The sequence below is a fragment of the Exiguobacterium sp. N4-1P genome (assembly GCF_002214325.1).
Genome location: NZ_CP022236.1, coordinates 1205781 through 1227870 on the forward strand (window position 1 = coordinate 1205781; position 22090 = coordinate 1227870).

The following is a 22090-nucleotide window of genomic DNA, read 5'->3' on the forward strand; positions in this document are numbered from 1 at the left end:
TGCTGTGAGAAAAGTCACAGGCAAGGGATTCAAAAAGGATGCCTTGTCCGACAACACCTTTTGAGAATGAGAACGTTTTCAATGATGTGAAATAGTTCACAGGATGGTCATGCACAAATCATCAAAAAGGCGGTATGATTGATTTGTGAAGGAAAGCACAAACTATTGAATATCAGCTTGGCATTCCTAACATTTAGTAGGGAAATGCAGACTCAGATTCGTTCCAAAATAGGGAGGAAACCTAACATGGCTGTCAAAGAAAAAATCAAACAAGACGTATCACCTGTCGAACAAACGATCAATAAAATCGTTGCAAAAGGTCAAACTGCATTACAAGAATTATTAACATTTGATCAAGAGAAAATCGATACGATTGTCCGTGACATGGCGCTTGCCGGTCTCGAACGTCACGTTGAACTGGCACGACTCGCCGTTGAAGAAACAGGACGTGGTGTCTTTGAAGATAAAATGATTAAAAATATGTTTGCGACGGAATATATCTATAACAGTCTCCGTGAAGAAAAAACGGTCGGCGTCTTAGAAGAAGATGTTCAAAACGGCATCACCTATATCGCAGAACCGGTCGGTGTCGTCTGTGGCGTCACACCTGTGACGAATCCGACATCAACGACGATGTTCAAAGCGTTGATCGCGATTAAAACACGAAACCCGATTGTGTTCGCCTTCCACCCGTCAGCGCAAAACTGCTCACTCGAAGCAGCGAAAACGTTACGTGACGCGGCTGTCAAAGCCGGCGCACCGCGTGACTGTATCCAGTGGGTCGAACAACCGTCACTCGAAGCAACAAAAGTCTTGATGAACCACACGGATATCGCGATGGTCCTTGCGACCGGCGGAGCCGGCATGGTCAAATCAGCCTATTCAACAGGTAAGCCGGCACTCGGTGTCGGACCGGGGAACGTCCCGTGCTACATCGAAAAAACAGCAAAAATCAAACGTGCCGTCAGTGACCTTGTCCTCTCCAAAACGTTTGATAACGGCATGATTTGTGCATCGGAGCAAGCAGTCATCGTCGATCAGGAAATCTACGCGGAAGTTCGGGCGGAGATGGAAGCACTCGGTTGCTACTTCTGTACAGCAGATGAGAAAAAACGTCTCGAAGCGCTCGTCATCAAAACCGATACATGTGCCGTCAATGCCGACATCGTCGGGAAACCGGCAACCTGGATCGCAGCAAAAGCGGGCATCGACGTTCCGAGCAACACCGTCATGCTCGTCGCAGAACTTGAAAAAGTCGGCTCAGAAGAACCACTCTCACACGAAAAACTAAGCCCTGTCCTTGGTGCGTATAGCGTCCAGTCAACGGAAGATGCGTTCCATGTCGCCGAACGGATGCTTGAAATCGGTGGCCTCGGTCATACGGCAGTCATCCACACGACGAATGACGACTTGATGACGACATTCGGAATGCGGATGAAAGCCTGCCGGATTCTCGTCAACAGCCCGTCAGCACACGGTGGGATTGGTGATCTGTATAACGAATTGACACCATCACTGACACTCGGTTGCGGCTCTTACGGGAAAAACTCCGTCTCTGAAAACGTAACGGCGAAACATCTACTCAATGTCAAGAAGGTGGCGAGACGACGCGTGAACATGCAGTGGTTCAAAGTACCGGAAAAGATTTTCTTTGAAAAAAATTCAGTCCAATACTTGAAATCGATTCAAGATGTCTCACGTGCGTTGATCGTCACCGATCAAGCGATGGTCGAGTTCGGCTACGCGGATAAAGTCATCCGCAACTTACCGGCAGGCGTCAGCTACCGGATCTTCGACCAAGTCGAACCGGATCCATCGGTTGCAACGGTTCAGACAGGAGCGCAAGCGATGCGCGACTTCAAACCGGACTTGATCATCGCCCTCGGTGGCGGATCAGCGATGGATGCAGCGAAAGGCATGTGGCTCTTCTACGAGCAACCGAACGAAACGTTCTCGAACTTACGTCAAAAGTTCCTCGATATCCGGAAACGGGCCTATAAATTCCCGGCGCTCGGTAACAAAGCGAAGTTCGTCGCGATTCCGACGACGTCCGGAACAGGATCTGAAGTCACACCGTTTACCGTCATCACGGACAAAGAGAAAAACGTCAAGTATCCGATTGCTGACTATGCATTAACACCAGATGTCGCAATCATCGATCCGGAATTCGTCATGACGGTCCCGGCATCAATCACGGCGGACACCGGAATGGACGTCTTGACACATGCGACAGAAGCCTTCGTCTCCGTCCTCGCGAACGACTATACGGACGGACTGGCGCTAAAAGCGATCAAGATGATCTTCGACTACTTGCCACGCGCTTATGCGAATGGTGACGATGCCGAAGCACGCGAAAAAGTTCACAATGCGTCAACGATGGCCGGAATGGCGTTTGCCAATGCCTTCCTCGGGATTAACCATTCGATCGCGCACAAAATCGGTGGGGAGTTCCACACGCCACACGGTCGCACGAATGCGATTCTGATGCCACACGTCATCCGCTACAATGCAGCGAAACCGACGAAACTCGCTTCGTTCCCGAAATATGAATCATTCATCGCTGATGAACGGTACGCAGAAATCGCGCGTTATCTCGGACTACCGGCAGCGACGACGGAACAAGGTGTCGAGTCACTAATCCAAGCGATCACAGAACTCGGACAACAGTTGAACATCAAAATGTCATTCAAAGCCCAAGGCATCAAAAAAGCCGACTTTGAAGCAAAACTCGACAAGATGGCCGTCGATGCATTCGAAGATCAATGTACGACAGCGAATCCAAAAATGCCGCTCGTGACGGAACTTCGGAACATCATGGAGCTTGCGTACGAAGGCGTATAACAGAGAAAAAAATCATGGCAATTCAAAAGAGCCTTGCTTCCGGTCGACGGAGGCAAGGCTTTCGTTTGTAATCAGAAGAGACACCGATAAAACTGTCTTGTCATTATTGACAGATATTTCTAAGACCGCTAAAGTGAAGGTAACTTGAATAGAATCACTAGGGGTGTTGCTAAACTGAGATGAGTAGATACTCAAACCCTTTGAACCTGAACTAGTTCGTACTAGCGTAGGGAAGTGTAGACTCTAATAAACCAGCGAAGACCAGTCTGTCGGTTTTTTGCTATGTGATTATTTAGACGTGCGCAACTTTCCTTTTGGAGAGTTGCGCTTTTTTTGTTTACGACTTCGCTATTTAAGTTGCAAAAGACGATGAAGGAGTGGAAGACAGTGAACAGAACGGTAGTAGTGACGGGAAGCAGTCGGGGACTTGGCGCGACGATTGCAAGAGTATTGGTGAACAATGGGTTTAAAGTTGTGATTAATTATTATAAGAGCAAGGATGCGGCAGAGGAACTCGTAAATGAGCTCGGTGCAGAACATGCCATTGCCCTGTATGCGGATGTCACGAAGCGAGAAGACGTCGAGACATTGATGCAGTCAGCGACAGCTCATTACGGACAAATCGATGTCGTGATCAATAATGCCTTAGTCGATTTTAAGTTCGATCCGCGCGCTCAAAAATCATTCATCGATTTGGAATGGGAAGATTATCAAAAACAGTTGGATGGCACGTTGAAAGCAGCGTTCCACGTCGTGCAAAGTGTCCTGCCGCAGTTCATTGAACGAAATAGCGGCACCATCATCAGCATCGGCACGAATCTGTATCAAAACCCGGTAGTTCCCTATCACGAATATACAACGGCAAAAGCAGGGTTGATCGGCTTTACGCGTAATCTTGCATCAGAGCTAGGACAGTACGGCATAAACGTGAATGTCGTCTCCGGCGGCTTGTTAAAAGTGACAGATGCCAGCGCTGTGACGACCGCTGAAGTATTCGATTTAATTGCTCAATCAACTCCGTTAAAAAGAGTGACGACGCCGGAAGAGGTGGCGCAATTGGTCGCCTTTTTAGCGTCAGAAGCCGCCTCTGGCATTACCGGTCAAAATCTAACCGTAGATGGCGGATTGACGATGAACTGATGTCAGCGTTCAGGAGAAAGGAGTCAGGGAACTAGAGATGACGAAAACAAAGCAGTTAAACGTCGGTGTTTTATTGTACGGCTGTGGCCATCATCAAGCGGCATGGTTAATGCCGGATTCTGCGATTGAAGAAATCGGGGAGAGCGGTTATTATCAGCGATTGGCTCAACTAGCGGAAGCGGGTTGCCTGGATGCTGTATTTTTTGCTGACAATCAATCTTTTCCTGCTGCAAACGCAACTGAACTACCTGCCTTTTGGCTCGATCCTGTAATCAATTTAACCGCTATTTCTCAAGTAACCCATCATATCGGGTTAGTTTCAACGATATCGAGTACGTTTTCAAATCCGTATACAGCGGCGAGACAACTGTTAAGCCTTGATCACGTGACGAACGGGCGTGTCGGCTGGAACCTGGTGACGTCGATGACGGACTGGGAAGCGTTAAACCATAGTATGGATAGGCTCCCTGCAAGGGACGAACGGTATCAAAAGGCGGATGAATTTGCATCTGTAATGGAAAAATTATTTTTATCCTGGGATCGAGCTGATTTCCTTTCGAGCCGGACGGACAACCGGTTGATTGATCCTGAAAAGATTCAACCATTCCATCATAGCGGGACCTACTTCAACGTAAAAGGTCCTTCGTCTACACCGCGTAGTCCTCAAGGGAAGCCGGTGGCAATGCAGGCGGGTGCATCTGCCCAAGGGATTGCACTTGCATCGAAGCACGCGGATGCCGTCTATTCGGTGTCGTGGAATGTAAAGCAAGCGAAAGCATTCCGGGAAAGTCTACAGACACAAATCAAAGAAAGTGAGTCACCGGAGCGGCAGATTAAAATCTTTCCAGGATTGGTTACATACGTCGGTCGAACACGGGAAGAGGCGCTGGCGAAGAAAGCCGAACTGGATGAAAAATTACCGGTCGCGAATGCCTTGAAGCAACTGAGTTTCTTTTTGCAACAGGACTGTTCTGATTGGGATCTTGACAAAGCGGTGCCGTCCTTACCGCCTGTCGATGCGTTTTCAGGACCGGTCGGACGCTATAAAACGATTCTTGAAATCATCGATGATACAAAGCCTACACTAAGAGAACTGTTAGGTTATCTGGCAGCTGGTGGGGGACACCTGACACTGATAGGTACACCGGAAGAAATCGTCGATCAGATGGAGCTGTGGTTTGAAATGGGTATCGCAGACGGATTTAATCTGATGCCGCCGTCACTCCCATCAAGCTTAGAGGATTTTGTAGACCTGATCGTTCCTGAACTGCAAAAAAGAGGGTTGTTTAGAGAAGCCTATCAAGGGACTACGCTTCGGGAACATTTTGGTTTAGCTCAGGTGGGGGAGTCGGACGTGAAAAAATTCGTAAACTAAGCGTTCCTGCCAATCAGAGTCGGAGTCAGGGAAGTAGCCCGTTCGTCATGGACGAGCTACTTTTTGTATTTAATGCAGAAGATTCGTTTTCAAATCACCCGGAACAGGAATAACTATACAAACAATCTAGTCAAGGGGAGGCGCTTTTATGGAGCGGAGGCAACAGCGAAAGGAACGCTCGCATATGTTACGCAATATCTTGTTTGGTATAGGACTCGCTTGTATTGGTTTTCTCGTCCTGTTCGGTGTCATGACCGTTCTCGTCCAACAAATCGAGAAATCTGCCGATTACCAGGCGTTCGTGGAACTGATGCAGGACGCGGACGTCTCGTGGACGACACTGGAATTGACCCTCGTGTTCCTCCTGTTTTTCATCAGCGGAATGGCTGTCACGTTGCCGGAAGCCGTCAAAGAGGGATTGACGAATCAACTGATTGGCGCAAATGATACGGGGAACATCTTATCGGTTTTCGGAATCGATCTCAATCAAGTCTTGGAACCCCTGTCCTTCCGCGCCGAATATGGGAGTCCCTTCTTATCGATTTTCGGAATCGGTCTATTCCTAATCTTATTCTTAGTTTTACGGATCGGTGCAACGCGTGTGACCTGGACGATTCGAACAATCAGCTTTTTAGCGGCGAGTTTCGTCTTGTTTGCATTTACGTTCAATACAGGACTCGGGATTGATGTGCTGACAATTGATCAAGCGACCGTCTGGAATGGAATCTTCATTTTACTCTTTTTGACAGGACTGTTTTATCTCGCGTTTTATCCACGACAACTGTCCGGTGTGTCAGCCGCCGCCCGTGCTGCGATCATTATTCTGATGGTCGCAAGTAGTGCACAACTGTTCTTTACGGTGACGGATGAAGCGAAATATGAGGGGGACGCCTCGACCCGGACCTGGTTGACTGTTTCGAGTTTAAACGCAGGCAGTGACGGCTGGTATGATTTGATGCACGGCAGTCAAGTGACCTACAAGGCAAATGTCCTTGGTGCAAGATTAAATGTCCCGGTGACGTTTTTGAACGGGGAAACCGACGTGACGCGGTTGAAACAATCGATGGAGGACGTCGTCAACCGAATCGACGCCGAGCGCGTCACGAATCAATTGTTGACTGTCATCGGGGGAGAACGTCCCGATTTATCGAATACGCGTTTGACGCTTGACGCAGTCGATTACGGGACGGCACGAAATGTCGTCCTTGCGATGGACGCTCGGTCGGCCGGGCAAACGGCGGCCGCTGATCAAGTCGAACAGGACAAGCCGTTCCCGTTTTGGCTGTTTCTGATTGTCCCGTTCGTCGTCTATCTCCTTGTCAGCATCCGGGCCTTTAAGAAAATATACGATCCCGTCGTTTTCGCTGTTGCGACCGGTTTGATTAGCTGGTTCATCTGTTCGCTGACGGGGACATCGTTTGCACTCTTATGGCAGGACGATGCTCTCGTCCGGTTCAGTCAAGAGACGGCGACGGTGACGACGATTCTCTATGCGACGGTACTGGCACTGATTGCCGGTTTCATCGGTTACGCAATCAAACGACAGCATCATGGTGATAGATGAAGGGTGAAAACCGTTTCCCGTAAGTTCGGGGAGCGGTTTTCTTTTTTACAAGTAAATTTGTAAAGGTTCAAGGTTAATGTAAAGCCAATTTGTGGAATTAGTTAAGAAGGTTAAATAAGACGGATGTCCGACCTATTCAAAGAGGCTATAAGCTACAATCAAAGCGTGTTAAATTAATTGAGCAGTCATTTATATCTTAGGGGGAAACCAGATGAAACAGGCTACAAAAATTATTATCGCTACCACGTTGATCGCACCGATGTTAGCACCCGTCATCCAAGTCAAAACACTCGCAGCAGATGACAGTGTCGTCAAACTACGTTTTCTAGAAACAACAGATTTACATACAAACTCGATGAATTATGATTACTTCAAAGACGCGCAAGATGAGTCGATCGGTCTCGTCAAAGCAGCGACAGTCATCAAACAGCAACAAAACGTCGTCGGCGAAACGAACAGCTTCCTGTTCGATAACGGGGACACACTCCAAGGCACGCCGTTCGGGGATTATGTCAAAAATCAGTACGATCAAGGCAACAAAGGCAAACACCCGATGTATGAATTAATGGAATACCTTGGTTACGACGCCGTCACGCTCGGTAACCATGAGTTCAACTTCGGACTCGACTTCCTGAAGTCAGCGATGAGTGCTTCAAGCGGTTCAATCAAGTTCGTCAACTCAAACGTCCTCGACGCCGTGACGAAACAACCAATCGTCGCGGAATACAATGAAGACGGAAAAGACTATCAAATCATTGAACGGCAAGTGATGGATCAAAACAATCAACCGAAAACAATCAAAGTCGGCGTCTTCGGTGTCGTCACACCACAAATCATGGCGTGGGACGCGGGGAACTTGACCGGTAAAGTGACGGCGGAAGCCATCATCCCGGTCGCTAAAGCGACGGCGAAAAAACTAAAAGACGCTGGTGCAGACGTCGTCGTTGCGTTGGCCCACTCCGGAATCGGGGATACGATCGACCAAAAAGACGGCGATGAGAACGTCGGGTATGCTTTATCGAAACTGGCCGACATCGATGTCTTGATGACCGGTCACCAGCACGGAAAATTCCCGGCAGCTGACTCGGCATTCAATAAGTTACCGAACGTCGATGCCGAAAAAGGGCTGATTAACGGAAAACCGGTCGTCATGGCGAACACGCAAGGGAAAAATGTCGGTGTCATCGATCTGCAATTAAAACAAGTCGACGGCAAGTGGACGATCGATACGTCATCTGCGAAACTCGCTGACGTCACGAAAGAGACGGTCGCTGATGCCGGTGCGGTCAAGCTGATCGAGAAGTCGCATCAAGGAACACTCGACTATATCCGTCAGGAAGTCGGAACGATCAACGACGATATCCAAAGTTTCTTTGCACTCGTCCAGGATGATGATTCCGTCCAGTTCGTCACGAACGCTCAAAAATGGTACGTCGAAAAACAGTTAAAAGACAATGCGGAACTCGCGAAATATAAAGATTTGCCACTCTTATCTGCCGGTGCACCATTCAAAACAGGCGGACGGAATCAAGTCAATGCGGCAGACTACACGTTGATTAAAAAAGGCCCGATCGCACTGAAAAACGTCGCTGATCTATATGTCTATCCGAACACGCTTGAAGTCGTCAAGGTGACGGGCAAAGACGTCAAGAACTGGCTCGAGATGTCGGCCGGTCAATTCAATGAAGTATCAGGCGAACAAACCGATTTATTGAACAAGGATTTCCGCAGCTACAACTTCGATATCCTCGACGGATTGACGTATGAAATCGACATTACGAAACCCGCGAAGTATGACTACAACGGCGTCGTCGTCAACGCGGATGCCAGTCGTGTCCAAGACATCAAGTACGAAGGCAAGGAAATCACGGAGGAGCAGGAATTCCTCGTCGCGACAAACAACTACCGTGCAGGCAGTGCGTCGTTCCCGGGTCTTGGTGGCGGAAAAAACATCGTCTACAAGTCAGCGTACGAAACACGGAACGTCATCTCAGACTTCATCCAAGCCAAGCAGCCGGTCGACTATAAGGCCGATGCGAACTGGTCGCTTGTTGCCAGTAAACCGATGACGGTCAACTTCGATTCAGCGGAAGCGGCAGCAGCATATACGAAACGTTACGAAGGGATCACGAATACAGGCGTGACACGTGCCGGTGAAACGGGAACGTTCCTGAAGTTCGAAATGAACGTGCCGATGAAAAACTTTAATGTTAACGTTGCAACCGTCAAACCGGGAGCGAAAGTCGTCACAGGAACAGCTGTTGCCGGAGCGAAGATTACCGTCAAACTCGGATCAACAGTTCTCGGAACGGCGACTGCTGACGAAACAGGAAAGTATGCGGTAACGGTTCGTCCGGTCAAGCTCCGTGACAAACTGACGGTCGTCTCGGAACTCGGATTCATGAAAAAATCAGCAACCGTCACGGTCGGAACAGGCTTCGTCGCGACACCGGCGATCGATAAAAAATCAGCCGTCTACGGTTCGACGGTCTTGACGGGTAAAGCGACAGCAGGACTTGATGTCACGCTGTACAAAGGGTCGACAAAAATTGCCAAAGCAAAAACGACAGCGAGCGGCTTTAAGATTCCAGTCAAAAACGGTTTGACGACAGGGACATACACGGTCAAATCGACGGATATCTCGCACAAAGTCACGAAAAAAGCATCATTCACGATTAAAAACACCTACCCGGTCAAAAAATGGACAGGTAAAAAGACGTTGACGGGCAAAGTCGAAAAACGTCAAATCGTCCGTCTGTTCGAAAAAACGAGCAGCGGCTATCGATTGATTGCTCAAGACGTCGCCGACAACCACGGCAACTACGTCTTGAAAATGCGGACGGGTCTTGCGACAGGTTCGTACAAGATGAATGTCTATACGGCATCGGATCGTCTCGATCAATCCCGTTACTTCATCACGAAAAAATAACCGAACGAAAACGACCTCGCACGCGTGAGGTCGTTTTGTTTTGCTTAAAGAACTGGCATACTAAATAACAAAGGAGAGGATTGGTATGAGACAAGTCATCGTTACACCGTATCAAGAGGTATGGGCAGAAATGTTTGAAACGGAAGCGGCACAACTGCGGGCGATTTTCGGGCAACGGTTGCGTGGCATCCATCATATCGGCAGTACATCGGTCGCGGGACTGTCGGCAAAACCGATCATCGACATCTTACCGGTCGTCGATACGCTGGGTGAGATTGAGTCGTTCGACACGGCGATGGAAGCACTCGGTTACGAAGTCATGGGCGAGTTCGGCATGCCGGGACGGCGTTACTACCGCAAGGGCGGCGATGCGCGGACGCATCACATCCATCTCTATGCGGACGGCAGTCCGGAAATCAGGCGTCATGTCGTCTTTCGCGATTACTTACGGCAGCATCCGCAAGAAGCGACAGCTTACAGCGACATCAAGGAACAACTGGCGAAGCAGCATCCGGTCGACATCAGTGCCTACATCGCCGGTAAGGATGCGTTCGTCAAAGAAATGGAACACCGTGCGCTCGCGTGGTGGTCCCGTGGATGAGTGGCAACAGGCGTTACAACGGCACGTCGCCGTTGGTGTCCGGACGACAAGCCGATTGATGGAACGGATTCGACAGGACGATTGGCAGAAGCGACCGATTGCGGGGAAGCGGTCCGTATATGAAGTCGCCGCCCATCTTGCCGTGTTGCTCGAAGCGGATTTGCGGATTGCGACCGGCGCGACGGCAGAGGAGATGGCGCAGTTTTATGCGATTCCGGTGCCGACCGGTCAGCTTGTCGACCGCTTGGACCAGTCATGGCAGTACTATCAAGACCGGCTGGCGGGTGGTTTTGCGACGGAACCGACCTACTGGGGCGTCAGAGACAGTTCGTCCGGTTGGTTGGTGGAAGCAGCCGTCCACTTGTATCATCACCGGTCACAATTGTTTGATTACTTAAATCTGCTCGGGTACGATATCGAGCTGGCGTTATTTGAATAAGGGGGGATTAAAGTGGAACGGATTGTTGAGACGGTTGACGGACGGTTTGACACCCGCTTGACGGGAACGGGCGAAGTCACATTCATCCTTGATCACGGGATGATGTCGAACCACCACCAGTGGGGCTGGTTGCGCGGCGAGTTATTGCAGCTCGGACGCGTCTTTGAATATTCACGGCTCGGGTATGGCAAGTCCTCGCGCGGCAAAACGAAACGATTTTTTAGTCAACAGGCGGCTGAACTCGGACGCGTCCTGGATGTACTCACAATCGACGGACCGTTTCTGTTCATCGGTCATTCGCTCGGTGCCTATATCTCGCTCGAACTCGGGCGCCGTCGTCCGGACGAGACGGTTGGCATCGTCTTGCTCGATCCGTCACATCCGGAAGTCGATGTTGAACTACCGGACTGGTATGAGCGGATGCAGGAAAAGTGGAACCGTTTTTTGTATGTCCTCAGTCATATCCGTCCTCTCACCTGGTTGATTCCGGACAATCTCGGGGCGCGGATGTTCAAAAGCCTTCCGGAAGCGGACCGTGTCCCGCTGTGGCGACAGTTGAGCCGGACGCATCACTGGCGGGGCACGCTTGACGAGTGGGACACCGTCGCACACAACAATCAGCAGATTCTGCAGCTCGTCCCGCATGTGACGCCGCCGGTTCTTGTATTGTCAGCTTCCGATTGGGCGGGCGGGATGCCTGAAAAATGGCTGAACAAAGATTTGACGAAACGGATCAATGCAGCTCATGAACGGTTTGCCGATAGTTTGCCGGATGCGAGATTCCATCTGATTGCGAATACGAACCATTACACGATTGCCGGTTTTTCAAAAGAGGCTGCCGAAAGAATCGTCCAGTTGATCCGGACGACGTTTTGTGATTGAACGGACTGTCGTTGTCGTGACTTTTTTTATTTTTCGGGACTTGACAGTCTAAATCGGAATCGTTACTATTTAAAACGTAATCATTACGATTTATAAAGGAGACGATTTACATGTCACGCATTCCGATCACGGTCCTGTCCGGTTATCTTGGTGCAGGAAAAACAACAGTCTTGAATCACTTATTACATAATCGGGCAGGGCGGAAGCTCGCCATCATCGTCAACGATATGAGTGAAGTCAATATCGATGCGGCATTGATTGAAAAGGCCGGCTTTTCACGGACGGAGGAGTCGTTCGTGACGTTATCGAACGGTTGCATCTGTTGTACGCTTCGTGATGATCTATTAGTTGAAGTCCGTCGCCTCGTCGACCAAGGCGATCTGGATGGCATCGTCATCGAATCAAGCGGGATCTCGGAACCGATTCCGGTTGCCCAAACGTTTACGTACGTCGATGAAGACAGCCGAATCGATTTGACGGACGCGACGAAAATCAATGCGATGGTGACGGTCATCGACGGGTACAGTTTCCTGAAAGATTTTGAGTCCGGCGAATCACTAATTGAACGGCAACAGGCAGTTGATGAACAGGACGTCCGGGAAGTCGTTGACTTGCTCGTCGACCAGGTCGAGTTTGCGGATATCCTTCTCTTGAACAAAGTGGACCGACTGACGGCGGAAGAACGTATCGAAGTCATTCGTTATTTGAAAGCACTGAACCCGGTGGCGAAACTGATCGAGACGACCTACGGACAAGTCGACCCGGCAGCAATTCTTGACGTCGATTTATTTGATTTTGAGCAGGCGGCAGGAAGTGCCGGTTGGATCCGTGAGCTCAATGCCGAGGAACATGTCCCGGAGACGGAAGAATACGGGATTCAATCCTTTGTTTATCGGCGGGAGGTACCGTTTCATCCGGAGCGCCTGCTTGCGTTGATTGAGACGTGGTCGGAAACAATCGTCCGCGCGAAAGGATTTTTGTTCCTCGCGACACGACCGGAAGTGGCACTCTTGTTTCATCAAGCAGGATATGCGTCGAATATGGAATACGCCGGACGGTTCGAGACGCAAGCGGATCGCCGGACGGAACTCGTCCTGATCGGGATTGGTTTGGATCAAAAACGGCTTGAAGCACAATTCGATGCCTGCCTCGTTCAGCGGGATGAAACTGATTGGGCCTCGCTCGCCGATCCGCTTCCGGGTCGCGCGATGTACGATGACGTTTTTTAAATTCAGGTCAACTTTTGAAGAAATCACATCTGTGGTTTCTTTTTTTGCTATATTTTTAAAGGGAACAGGGAAATGACGATAAGAGAGTATGTTTCATAGAGGGGGAAGTAAAGTGCGCAATCGGGTTTTACAGTTCGCGCTCGTGTTTTTAGTCGCTGGAGGTATCATTTGGACATTGTATCAGTTGGATTACCTCTATTTTGTATTAACGATTTCCGCGGTCGTCGTGCCGCTCGCCGTCATCATGATCATCTTCATCGAAAATCGGACGGCAGAATCGACGATTGCCTGGTTTCTAGTCTTAATCTTTTTACCGATTCTCGGGGTCATCATCTGGATGATGTTCGGTCGGAACCCGCGTCGCCGTCGCCGGAACCGCCGGTCGCATGATGAGCGGATGTTACTCAAACAAGCGACCCGGCCGGTCCGTTCGCTCGCCGTCAGTGAATTGCCGGCAAATCACCTGAAGCTCGCCAACACGATTCGAAACTTCGGTGGCGGTGGGGTCGATGTCCATACGGCAAGTAAAATTTTGACGAACGGAACGGAGACGTTCCCGGCGATTCTTGAGGCGATCCGGAGTGCGAAGCATCACGTCCACATCCAGTATTACATCTACCGCAACGATGAGACGGGGAAGGCGATCCGTGAAGCATTGATTGAACGGCTAGAAGCCGGGGTCGAAGTCCGCTTCATGTACGACGGGCTCGGCAGTTATATGCTCGGGGAAGGCTTTTTACGTCCGCTCCGTGACGCCGGAGCAAAAATCGCCGCTTATGATCCGATTTCGAGTCCCTTGTTCATCTTCACGGCAAACTTCCGGAATCACCGGAAAATCGTCGTCATCGACGGCAAAGTCGGCTTTACCGGTGGATTGAACGTCGGCGATGAATACGATGGTAAAAACAAGAAATTTGGATTTTGGCGCGATACGCACCTTCGACTCGAAGGGCGTGCCGTCAAGGAGTTGCAGGCGACGTTTTTGGATGATTGGATTTATGCGCATCTTGAAGGGACGGATACATGGGAGACGTTCGGTGGCGAGGACGGATTAGCACGCTACTTCCCGAAACATGACGCTGAGACGGACGGGGCGGTACAAGTCGTCACGAGTGGACCGACGTCAAAAGATCCGGCGATCCGTAATGCCCTGATTGCAGCAATCATCTCTGCCCAGCGCTCGATTTGGATTGCGACGCCCTATTTGATTCCGGACAATGAAACGATGACATTGCTGCGGCTTGCAGCACGGGCCGGGCTCGACGTCCGGATTTTGACGCCGGGACGAGGGGACAGCTTCACGTCGTATTACGGGACACGGTCTTATTTCGGACCCTTGCTCAAAGACGGAGTGAAAATTTATACGTATAACCGTCATTTCATCCATGCGAAAATCGTGTTGATTGATGGCAAGATCGGCGTCGTCGGGACGGCGAACATGGATATTCGCAGTTTCGTCCTCAACTACGAAATCATGGCGTTTCTCTATGATACGGAAAGTGCATCGAAGCTTGAGCGGGACTTCATCGATGACTTCGAAGTTTCGATTCAGTTGTCGTCCAATGATTATGTCAAGCGATCGCTTCGTTTTCGTCTGTTCGAATCATTCTCGCGGCTGATTTCCCCCTTATTATAAAAAGCAGAGTTCGTAGTCCCGTCGATAATGCATTGGCGGGACTACTTTTTTTGAATAATGGATTAGTTGGAACTTGAAACGGGAACAAACAGTTTTATACACTTAGGGTGTACATCGGTTGCACTACTTACTTTTTGGAAGGAAGTGAAAAGGACGATTTCGTCCTGATCCCGTATGCGAACAATTGACGAATCCCATTTCTATACGCGAGACATGAAACCACTGGCACGACCGGAAGCGATCATTCAAGGTGATCATTACCGCTTCACGATTTTGACGAGTCGGATGATTCGGATGGAATACGCGGAGGATGGTCGCTTTGAGGACCGGCCGACGCAAACGGTCTGGAACCGCGATTTTCCCGTCCCGTCATTCCGAATCGTTGAAGACGATACGGAATTGCAAATTATCACGGAACATGTGCACCTCCACTATACGAAAGGTCCGTTCGCTGAGAATACGTTATATGTCGACGTGCTCGGGAACTTCAGTACGTACTACAGCCGCTATACATTCGGCGGACCGCTCCGGACGCTCAAAGGGACGGCGCGGACACTCGACCATGCGGACGGGGAGATTCCGCTCGAAGAAGGAATCATCTCCCGCCAAGGGTACGCGGCGATTGACGACTCGGCTTCGTTCGTCCTGACGGAAGATCATTTCGTCGAGCCGCGCCAAGCCGGGGCAAAAGATATTTATTACTTCGGTTATGGTCATGACTATAAACAAGCGTTGAAGGACTTCTATCATTTAACAGGACCGACGCCGATGCTGCCGCGTCAAGTCCTTGGGAACTGGTGGAGCCGTTACTGGCGCTATAACGAAAAAGAGTACAAAGACTTGATGACACGTTTCAAAAAAGAAGACGTCCCGTTTTCCGTCAGCGTCATCGACATGGATTGGCACGTGACCGACATTCCGGAAAAATACGGGAGCGGCTGGACCGGCTATACGTGGAACCGCGACTTGTTCCCCGATCCGCGAGGCTTCCTGAAATGGTTAAAGGATGATGACCGGATGGTGACGCTCAACCTGCACCCGGCGGACGGTGTTCGCGGGTTTGAAGAGGCCTATGAAGCGATGGCTGTCGCGATGGGACTTGATCCGGATACGGAAGACCGGATTCCGTTTGATTTTTCGGACAAGACGTTCATCGAAAACTACTTCACGAAACTGCATCACCCGCATGAGGCGGACGGCGTCGACTTTTGGTGGATCGACTGGCAACAGGGGGCGAACTCGAAGATTAAAGGGCTCGACCCGCTCTGGATGCTCAATCATTACCATGCGCTCGATATCGCCCGTGACGGCAATCGTCCGTTAATCTTCTCACGCTACGCAGGACCCGGCAGTCACCGTTATCCGGTCGGTTTCTCCGGTGACACGATCATCTCCTGGGCATCACTCAAGTTCCAGCCGTACTTCACGGCGACGGCGTCGAACATCGGCTACGGCTGGTGGAGTCACGATATCGGCGGACACCAGCGCGGTGAAAAAGATGATGAATTATCGACGCGCTGGCTCCAATATGGCGTCTTCAGCCCGATCATGCGTTTGCACAGTACGATGAGCATCTTTAACGGGAAGGAACCGTGGCGGTATTCGGTCGAGGCGGAACAAGTCATGAAACGGTATTTACGGTTGCGTCATCAACTCGTCCCGTATATTTACACGATGAATGCCCGCAATCATTTTGACGGATTGCCGCTCGTCTCACCGATGTATTATGAGCATCCGGAAGACGAACTTGCGTATGCCGTCCCGAACCAGTATTATTTCGGAACGGAAATGATGGTCGCACCGATCGTCGAACCGATGAATCAGAAATTACACGTCGCGGCGACGACGGCGTGGTTGCCGGACGGGGAATGGTTCGATTTCTTCTCCGGTCACCGTTATACAGGCGGGAAACAAATGCGTCTGTTCCGAAAGCTTGACGAACAGGCGGTTCTCGCGAAAGCAGGCGCGATCATTCCGCTCGGTCGACATGTCGAGCACTCGAACGCCTTGCATAATCCGGAACACCTCGATGTTCACGTATTCCCTGGCGCCTCGAACCAATTCACGCTGTTTGAGGATGACAGTGTCGGTGTCGCCCACCGGGACGGGGAAAACGTCGAGACATCGTTCGAACTCGACTGGGTCGCCCGGACGATGACGATCGCAGCACCAATCGGAAAACAGGAACTGTTGCCTGAAAAACGGGTCATCACTGTGATTTTACGTGGTGTCAACGAAGGGTATATCGTCCGTGACGGAGAAACGTTACCGGGCGAATATGACCCGAAAAAACAATCGTTGACGGTTTCGCTCGGTGAAGTGACGGAAACGGTCACGTTATCGCTCCAAGTCGAAATGTCAACGAACGATAATCGGATGGAACGCTTATATGAGTTCCTCGATCAGGCGGAAATCGGCTACGACTTGAAGGACCGTCTCTATCGTCTGTTGACGCAACGTCTTGAGCCGATCAATTTGATGCATCAGCTCCAGGCACTGGATCTTGAGAAGGATCTCGTCGACTGTTTACTTGAATTGATGCTGTACTGACGCGAAAATGAACGACAGGATGAATAGTATTCAAATAATTTTAGCGATTTTTCTCAAGTGAGTCATAAGCCTGTATGCATGGATTTTTAAAAAATCTGTGAATGCAGGTTTTTTTTCTTGGATAGGACGGCGTCTCACTTTATAATGTCTACAGTAGCTAATACGACCTGCTCCTTAAAATGTTATAGCCATAAACAAGTTTGATTTAAATCATTATAATGGTTAAATACATTTAAATGGGTTAAGGTTAAAAAAACATCTTAAAGGAGACATGATCATGTTAAATTCAGATTTAGATATTCGTTTAGAACCGCGCATTCAAGAATTATATCGATTACATAAGGAACGCTCTGCACATATCGACTGGAGCTATCACGAATTCATTCCTTGGGACAAGGCGATGTCATTTAAACGGGTTCCTTGGGAGGAAAGTCAAGTCACGCTTCCGGAAGGTGTCATCGTTGCGGTGGAAACGGCCTTGCTGACAGAAGTGAATTTACCTTGGTACACGTCGCATTTGGATTACACCTTTAAAAATTCGATGGAGGTCATCAATGATTTCGTCCGTACGTGGACGGCGGAGGAAGATCAGCATTCGAGCTTACTCGAAACGTATTTACTCGTGACACGAAACGTCAATCCGACCCGGTTGCATCAATTAAGAAGACGCGTCGTTGAAAGTGGTTGGTTCCCGGACTTTACGAATCCTTTAGCAACAATGGCCTATACGTCGTTGCAGGAGCTTGCGACACTCGTTTTCTATAACAACGTCGCGAGAGTGGCAGGGGCGCATGACAAAGACTTGGCGACGCTGCTTCGCCGTTTGGCGAAAGACGAAGCCCTTCACTATGCGTTCTATCGCGATACGGTAAAGGCACACCTTGAGCTCGATCCGAACTTCATCGTGTTCTTTGAAGATGTCATCATTAACTTCTCGATGCCGGGTGCCGTCATGCCGGACTTTACCGAGCGCATGAAAACCATCGCCGTCGATACGAATTACGGACCACTCCAATACTTCGACCAAGTATTAGATGTCGTCGTGAAATACTGGGATATCGAGAACTTGGAACCGACGAGTGAAGAAGCCAAACAATCACAAGCGAACATCATGAAATATCATGGACGTCTAAAACGAATCAAAGAACGCCAATTAGGAAAAAGTAAGCAAGATGTCTGAAAAGGGGAGCGGAATGAACATGACGTGCGAAATATGTGGAAAAGAAACGAATAACCAAGTCAGTTATCTGGAACTGGAGACGTGGGAATTTAAATCTTTGAAGACAGATGAAAAAGACTTTCATGCGGTTTGTTACAGCTGTTTTGATAAGCATACGAACCAGTTCATCGATCAAGAAATGGATCTTGAATTGAGAAAAAAACGTTCGCAGATGGTGAATAAAGAAGTCGAAGCAGAAATCGAAGCTATTCTGGAAGTCGAAGTCGAAAAGTGATTCGAACCGCTTTACCGATGAGACAAGACAGCATCCAGACGTAAATGCTTTAATCGTCCTAAAAAAAGGTGTTCTCCCGTGTGTAAGAACCGGGAAGAACACCTTTTTGTTGACGGATTATTTACGCCGCAGTTTTTTCGCTTTTTGTTGCATCTCACGATACGTGATCATCGGGCTGTCGTCGACGGTCAGACGCAAGTGGTTCGGTTCGCCTTTAGACGTGATGCCGGAGCAGTATAATATGTCGGCATATTCGTTGAATAAATCTTCGAATGCAGGCAAGTGGTGCATCAAGCGACCGGGGGAGCCCCATCCGCATAAGACAACACCATTTTTCGCCCGGACTTGCTGTAACGTCTGTTCGACGAATTGGTAGTTGATTTCGTCATAGCTCGCCTGGGCGAACGGTAAATCTTCACTGACGAGTAAATCAGGCATCAAGCTGATGATATCGTATTGTTTGACGGGAGCACTGACGTGTTTCTTCATCAAGTTATACGCCCGTTGTGTCGTCGTCCCGGACAAGAAGGCGTCCGTCGTCCGCGGTGTATAAATCATCGCGGCGACGTGCGTCCCTTCCTCGATATCGTCAAAGATGTAGCTTCGCAAATAACGTTTCGTCTTGTCTGCATCAAATGTCGTCTTGACGCGGATCGACGATTCCTCGATCTGAAGTGATGAAAGATCGGGTTGTGTCATGGTGGTGCCTCCTTTAATTGAGTAAACGTGAGCTGACGCGAAGAAGTAGGGCGAGTGTCTTTTGTTTGAAGTCGAGGTCGTTCGCATCAATCGTCTCGACTTGCTGTTGGTAATTATCGTATTGTGCGAGGACGTCGACGACATATTGTTCACTGCGATTGTATTCAAACAGTGCGGACTCGAGCGTCTGGCGTTCAGATGTTTTCGTGACGTCATGCTGGTTGAGGTACTTCGCTGCCGTATGGGCGCTATCCGTCAGGTTTGTCGGATCGGCTTTGCCGTCCTGGTCAGCATCGACCCCAAGACCGCCATACTTTTCAATTGCTTCCGGATCCGTTAAATCAATCCCGTCGTGCTCGATGTCACCGAGCGACGTACCACCTTCATATCCCCAACCGACCCATGTTTTCGGCATGAATTGGAATGGACCGATGGCGCCGACGGACGACTGCATCGCGGAAGAGTTCGAAAAAATCGTCTCGACCCGATGGATTGCTGCTAACAGCTTCCAATCGATTTCATAACGGTCACCGGCTTGTTCGTAGATGTCGATGTTCTCGGCAGGGACGCCGTATTGCCCGTAATAGGTACGATACAATTCATTTTGGACACGTTCCCGATTCTGCCAGTAGACGAAGCTGCCGGCGATGAGGACGAACAGTACGAACAAGATGCTAACTCGTAAAAACTTTCGCATAATGTTCTCTCCTCTTTCGATGATTCCACTGAATGGTATCACATTTTTAGTGGGGCTAGTAGCTATTTCTTTACGGGACGGATGGTGTCGCAGGATTCGATCATTTTTTGCCGATTTGCGTCCAAGCGGTTAAAAAAAGCAAGACACGGGGAATGTTGTTAATTACTGACATCGTCAACAGCGGAAAAGTTTGTTAGACTAAACGTCAGACGAAGGCATCGTTCAGTTTCATTAGTTTGTCACTTGCACGAAAGGTCAATCGGCTTGTAGAATAAGAGAGTAAACGCTTACACATCAAAGGAGATGGACGAAACCATGCGAACGATCACTTCCACTGGCGAACGAAAGAAAACGAGTTGGATTTTGAACATCGGTAGTCAGCCAAAGTTAAAGACGGACGGAGTGATTGAAACGTCGATGGATCATGAACGACGCATCCTCTTTCAGCAATGGTCGATTCCGACGACGGAGACGTTAATTTTTCGGTTTAAGCAACAATTCCCGAACCATCTCTGCGAGAACGGGTATGATGTGTATGGAGCGGCTGCTTTTGATGAGCAGGTCGTAGAACTGATTTCGAATTGGTTCGTCGAACTCGTCACGGTCCTGACGGCGATTCAACGGACGAAAGGGATTCATCATGTTCATATTAAAGGCGGCGTCGCGAAACGAACGGACTTTTTACCGACGATCCGCAGAACGTGTCGGGCCCTCGAGTCGACGCTCGACATCACTTAATTTCAAAATGCCGCTACCTCGAAGTAAGTGTTCGACGGTAGCGGCATTTTTTTGTTTCGGAAAATCGGTTTCATTTAATAGGTATTTCATGCGTGAGAGTCGAAAGAGGTTACGTACGCGAATCGAGATTCTTCTCGACGGAGCGGCAGGCACGGAGTAACGCGTCCTTGAAGAAGCGATCTTCCTGTGAAGCCAGTTGGCGTGTCGCATCTTCGTCGCCACGCAATGACTTGCCGAGCATTTGGATGACTTTGACCCAGCGGCGGACATGGTCGAGTTGTGGACGGCCCATTGCGACATAGACCGTGAACCAGTCATTTTGATCGCGGCGGATCATCCGTTGGAACAAGGATTTCGCTAAATCGACTTCTTCTGTCGAAGGCAGCTCGTTCGTTTCGAAAAACTGACGTAAGCCCCGGATTGCTGTCACGTATGCCGCGAGGACTTCAGCCGACGGTTGGTGTTTTCCGTAGTCGGAAGTCGACAAGTGGATCAAGGCCGGTTTTTTCTCGATGCCCGTCACCCAAGCTGCTATCGTTTTACTGCCTTTGAGCGCTTGGCGGTTCGCGACGGGAAGTTTTGCCGTGACTTGTCCGACTTTCCCGACGACGGTCACTTTACTGTTGCGTTCCTGAATCTCCGTGACCTTCATCTCGACGGTGTCACCCATCTCGAACGGGATTGCTTTCGGTTGGAGCTTCTCTCCGGCAGAGAGGGGAGAGCGTTTACGGATCATCCGTAATGCTTCCTGCTCCATCCGGTCGTCGAGCGACCATAAGTGTTCCGGAGGGACGTTACGGAAACGGCGGCGCCGCACCTTGATGTATTGATCAAGCGACTCCGCTGCTTGTTGACGGGTCGCGTCACCGGTCGCGACCGGTCCGATGATGTCTCGGAGCGTGATCGACTCGAGTCGTTCCATAATTCCTTCGAATGGAATCAGTTCCATTACATAGAGACTACAGACGACGAGTTCGCATTCGCGAGGGGTAAGAGGGCGTTTGGCCATAAATTGACTTCCTTTCCAGCTGGTTGATAACACTAGTATACCAAAAAAAAGTCATCATCACCTCAATCGGTGATGATGACAACTGGTGCGTGTTAGAGGACGTAGGCGGATTCCGAGCTGTTTTGCAGTTCGGCTTCACGCAATTTGATGATGCCGTTATAAAACGGATCGTGTGCGACCATCAAGTTGCCGAGGGCTTTGACCTCAGCGACCGTCGTGTCTGCTTTCGCACCGGATAACCGAAGGCGAAACGGTTTGTTCGTCGATGTGTCGAACGTCAATAAAATGGTATGTTCCATGAGAATCC

Annotated in this window: 18 protein-coding genes and 1 riboswitch; of the genes, 14 read left to right on the forward strand and 4 right to left on the reverse strand. The window is 49.7% G+C overall.

Features of this window, described 5'->3' with window-relative positions; genetic code table 11:
• Window positions 1–246: 246 nt before the first annotated feature.
• The 13 genes from adhE to A0126_RS06190 all read left to right on the forward strand — a co-directional run bounded on the left by adhE (window position 247) and on the right by A0126_RS06190 (window position 18640).
• Window positions 247–2841: a bifunctional acetaldehyde-CoA/alcohol dehydrogenase gene (gene adhE, locus A0126_RS06130; RefSeq protein ID WP_088836865.1), complete on the forward strand. Its 2595-nt coding sequence runs from the start codon at window positions 247–249 to the stop codon at window positions 2839–2841.
• Between the two features lie 149 nt (window positions 2842–2990).
• Window positions 2991–3091: riboswitch (TPP riboswitch) on the forward strand.
• A gap of 119 nt (window positions 3092–3210) precedes the next feature.
• Window positions 3211–3981: a 3-oxoacyl-ACP reductase gene (locus tag A0126_RS06135; protein WP_369834761.1), complete on the forward strand. Its 771-nt coding sequence runs from the start codon at window positions 3211–3213 to the stop codon at window positions 3979–3981.
• 37 nt (window positions 3982–4018) lie between these two features.
• The gene (locus A0126_RS06140) at window positions 4019–5356 is read left to right on the forward strand and encodes an LLM class flavin-dependent oxidoreductase (protein ID WP_088836867.1); all 1338 of its coding nucleotides are present in this window, start codon (window positions 4019–4021) and stop codon (window positions 5354–5356) included.
• Window positions 5357–5504: 148 nt separating this feature from the next.
• Entirely contained in the window at window positions 5505–6920 is a 1416-nt protein-coding gene (locus tag A0126_RS06145) for a hypothetical protein (RefSeq protein ID WP_088836868.1), read from the forward strand.
• Between the two features lie 211 nt (window positions 6921–7131).
• Window positions 7132–9849 (forward strand): bifunctional 2',3'-cyclic-nucleotide 2'-phosphodiesterase/3'-nucleotidase, encoded by a 2718-nt coding sequence (locus A0126_RS06150; RefSeq protein ID WP_088836869.1) that lies wholly within the window; start codon window positions 7132–7134, stop codon window positions 9847–9849.
• Window positions 9850–9934: 85 nt separating this feature from the next.
• The gene (locus tag A0126_RS06155) at window positions 9935–10450 is read left to right on the forward strand and encodes a GrpB family protein (RefSeq protein WP_088836870.1); all 516 of its coding nucleotides are present in this window, start codon (window positions 9935–9937) and stop codon (window positions 10448–10450) included.
• Window positions 10443–10889, forward strand: coding sequence for a DinB family protein (locus A0126_RS06160; protein WP_088836871.1), 447 nt, complete (start codon window positions 10443–10445; stop codon window positions 10887–10889). The genes A0126_RS06155 and A0126_RS06160 overlap by 8 nt, the downstream gene beginning before the upstream one ends.
• A gap of 12 nt (window positions 10890–10901) precedes the next feature.
• On the forward strand, window positions 10902–11771 hold the full coding sequence (locus A0126_RS06165; protein WP_088836872.1) for an alpha/beta fold hydrolase: 870 nt from the start codon (window positions 10902–10904) through the stop codon (window positions 11769–11771).
• Window positions 11772–11881: 110 nt separating this feature from the next.
• The gene (locus A0126_RS06170; RefSeq protein ID WP_088836873.1) at window positions 11882–13000 is read left to right on the forward strand and encodes a GTP-binding protein; all 1119 of its coding nucleotides are present in this window, start codon (window positions 11882–11884) and stop codon (window positions 12998–13000) included.
• Window positions 13001–13112: 112 nt separating this feature from the next.
• Window positions 13113–14636 (forward strand): cardiolipin synthase, encoded by a 1524-nt coding sequence (locus A0126_RS06175; RefSeq protein WP_088836874.1) that lies wholly within the window; start codon window positions 13113–13115, stop codon window positions 14634–14636.
• A 174-nt stretch (window positions 14637–14810) separates the two neighbouring features.
• Complete coding sequence (locus tag A0126_RS06180) at window positions 14811–17186, forward strand: glycoside hydrolase family 31 protein (protein ID WP_088836875.1); 2376 nt, start codon at window positions 14811–14813, stop codon at window positions 17184–17186.
• Between the two features lie 277 nt (window positions 17187–17463).
• Window positions 17464–18366 (forward strand): acyl-ACP desaturase, encoded by a 903-nt coding sequence (locus A0126_RS06185; protein WP_088836876.1) that lies wholly within the window; start codon window positions 17464–17466, stop codon window positions 18364–18366.
• Window positions 18367–18379: 13 nt separating this feature from the next.
• Window positions 18380–18640, forward strand: a complete 261-nt coding sequence (locus tag A0126_RS06190) for a hypothetical protein (RefSeq protein ID WP_029333470.1) — start codon at window positions 18380–18382, stop codon at window positions 18638–18640.
• Window positions 18641–18757: 117 nt separating this feature from the next.
• Here the strand turns inward: A0126_RS06190 and A0126_RS06195 are convergent, their stop codons facing one another.
• Both A0126_RS06195 and A0126_RS06200 read right to left on the reverse strand, forming a co-directional pair.
• Entirely contained in the window at window positions 18758–19339 is a 582-nt protein-coding gene (locus A0126_RS06195; RefSeq protein ID WP_029333471.1) for a DUF1643 domain-containing protein, read from the reverse strand.
• Window positions 19340–19352: 13 nt separating this feature from the next.
• The gene (locus tag A0126_RS06200; protein WP_029333472.1) at window positions 19353–20036 is read right to left on the reverse strand and encodes a lytic transglycosylase domain-containing protein; all 684 of its coding nucleotides are present in this window, start codon (window positions 20034–20036) and stop codon (window positions 19353–19355) included.
• A gap of 315 nt (window positions 20037–20351) precedes the next feature.
• Between A0126_RS06200 and A0126_RS06205 the strand changes: the two genes are divergently transcribed.
• A complete protein-coding gene (locus A0126_RS06205; RefSeq protein ID WP_088836877.1) occupies window positions 20352–20774 on the forward strand; it encodes a hypothetical protein in 423 nt (140 codons plus the stop codon).
• A gap of 109 nt (window positions 20775–20883) precedes the next feature.
• Here the strand turns inward: A0126_RS06205 and A0126_RS06210 are convergent, their stop codons facing one another.
• Entirely contained in the window at window positions 20884–21783 is a 900-nt protein-coding gene (locus tag A0126_RS06210) for a hypothetical protein (RefSeq protein ID WP_088836878.1), read from the reverse strand.
• A gap of 92 nt (window positions 21784–21875) precedes the next feature.
• Entirely contained in the window at window positions 21876–22082 is a 207-nt protein-coding gene (locus A0126_RS06215) for a DUF2922 domain-containing protein (protein ID WP_029333475.1), read from the reverse strand.
• Window positions 22083–22090 lie beyond the last annotated feature (8 nt).

Bases quoted from the DNA above. Each gene is read 5' to 3' on its own strand.
- adhE (WP_088836865.1), top strand. From the start codon at position 247: ATGGCTGTCAAAGAAAAAATCAAACAAGACGTATCACCTGTCGAACAA.
- A0126_RS06135 (WP_369834761.1), top strand. From the start codon at position 3,211: ATGAAGGAGTGGAAGACAGTGAACAGAACGGTAGTAGTGACGGGAAGC.
- A0126_RS06140 (WP_088836867.1), top strand. From the start codon at position 4,019: ATGACGAAAACAAAGCAGTTAAACGTCGGTGTTTTATTGTACGGCTGT.
- A0126_RS06145 (WP_088836868.1), top strand. From the start codon at position 5,505: ATGGAGCGGAGGCAACAGCGAAAGGAACGCTCGCATATGTTACGCAAT.
- A0126_RS06150 (WP_088836869.1), top strand. From the start codon at position 7,132: ATGAAACAGGCTACAAAAATTATTATCGCTACCACGTTGATCGCACCG.
- A0126_RS06155 (WP_088836870.1), top strand. From the start codon at position 9,935: ATGAGACAAGTCATCGTTACACCGTATCAAGAGGTATGGGCAGAAATG.
- A0126_RS06170 (WP_088836873.1), top strand. From the start codon at position 11,882: ATGTCACGCATTCCGATCACGGTCCTGTCCGGTTATCTTGGTGCAGGA.
- A0126_RS06180 (WP_088836875.1), top strand. From the start codon at position 14,811: ATGCGAACAATTGACGAATCCCATTTCTATACGCGAGACATGAAACCA.
- A0126_RS06185 (WP_088836876.1), top strand. From the start codon at position 17,464: ATGTTAAATTCAGATTTAGATATTCGTTTAGAACCGCGCATTCAAGAA.
- A0126_RS06190 (WP_029333470.1), top strand. From the start codon at position 18,380: ATGAACATGACGTGCGAAATATGTGGAAAAGAAACGAATAACCAAGTC.
- A0126_RS06195 (WP_029333471.1), bottom strand. From the start codon at position 19,339: ATGACACAACCCGATCTTTCATCACTTCAGATCGAGGAATCGTCGATC.
- A0126_RS06200 (WP_029333472.1), bottom strand. From the start codon at position 20,036: ATGCGAAAGTTTTTACGAGTTAGCATCTTGTTCGTACTGTTCGTCCTC.
- A0126_RS06205 (WP_088836877.1), top strand. From the start codon at position 20,352: ATGCGAACGATCACTTCCACTGGCGAACGAAAGAAAACGAGTTGGATT.
- A0126_RS06210 (WP_088836878.1), bottom strand. From the start codon at position 21,783: ATGGCCAAACGCCCTCTTACCCCTCGCGAATGCGAACTCGTCGTCTGT.
- A0126_RS06215 (WP_029333475.1), bottom strand. From the start codon at position 22,082: ATGGAACATACCATTTTATTGACGTTCGACACATCGACGAACAAACCG.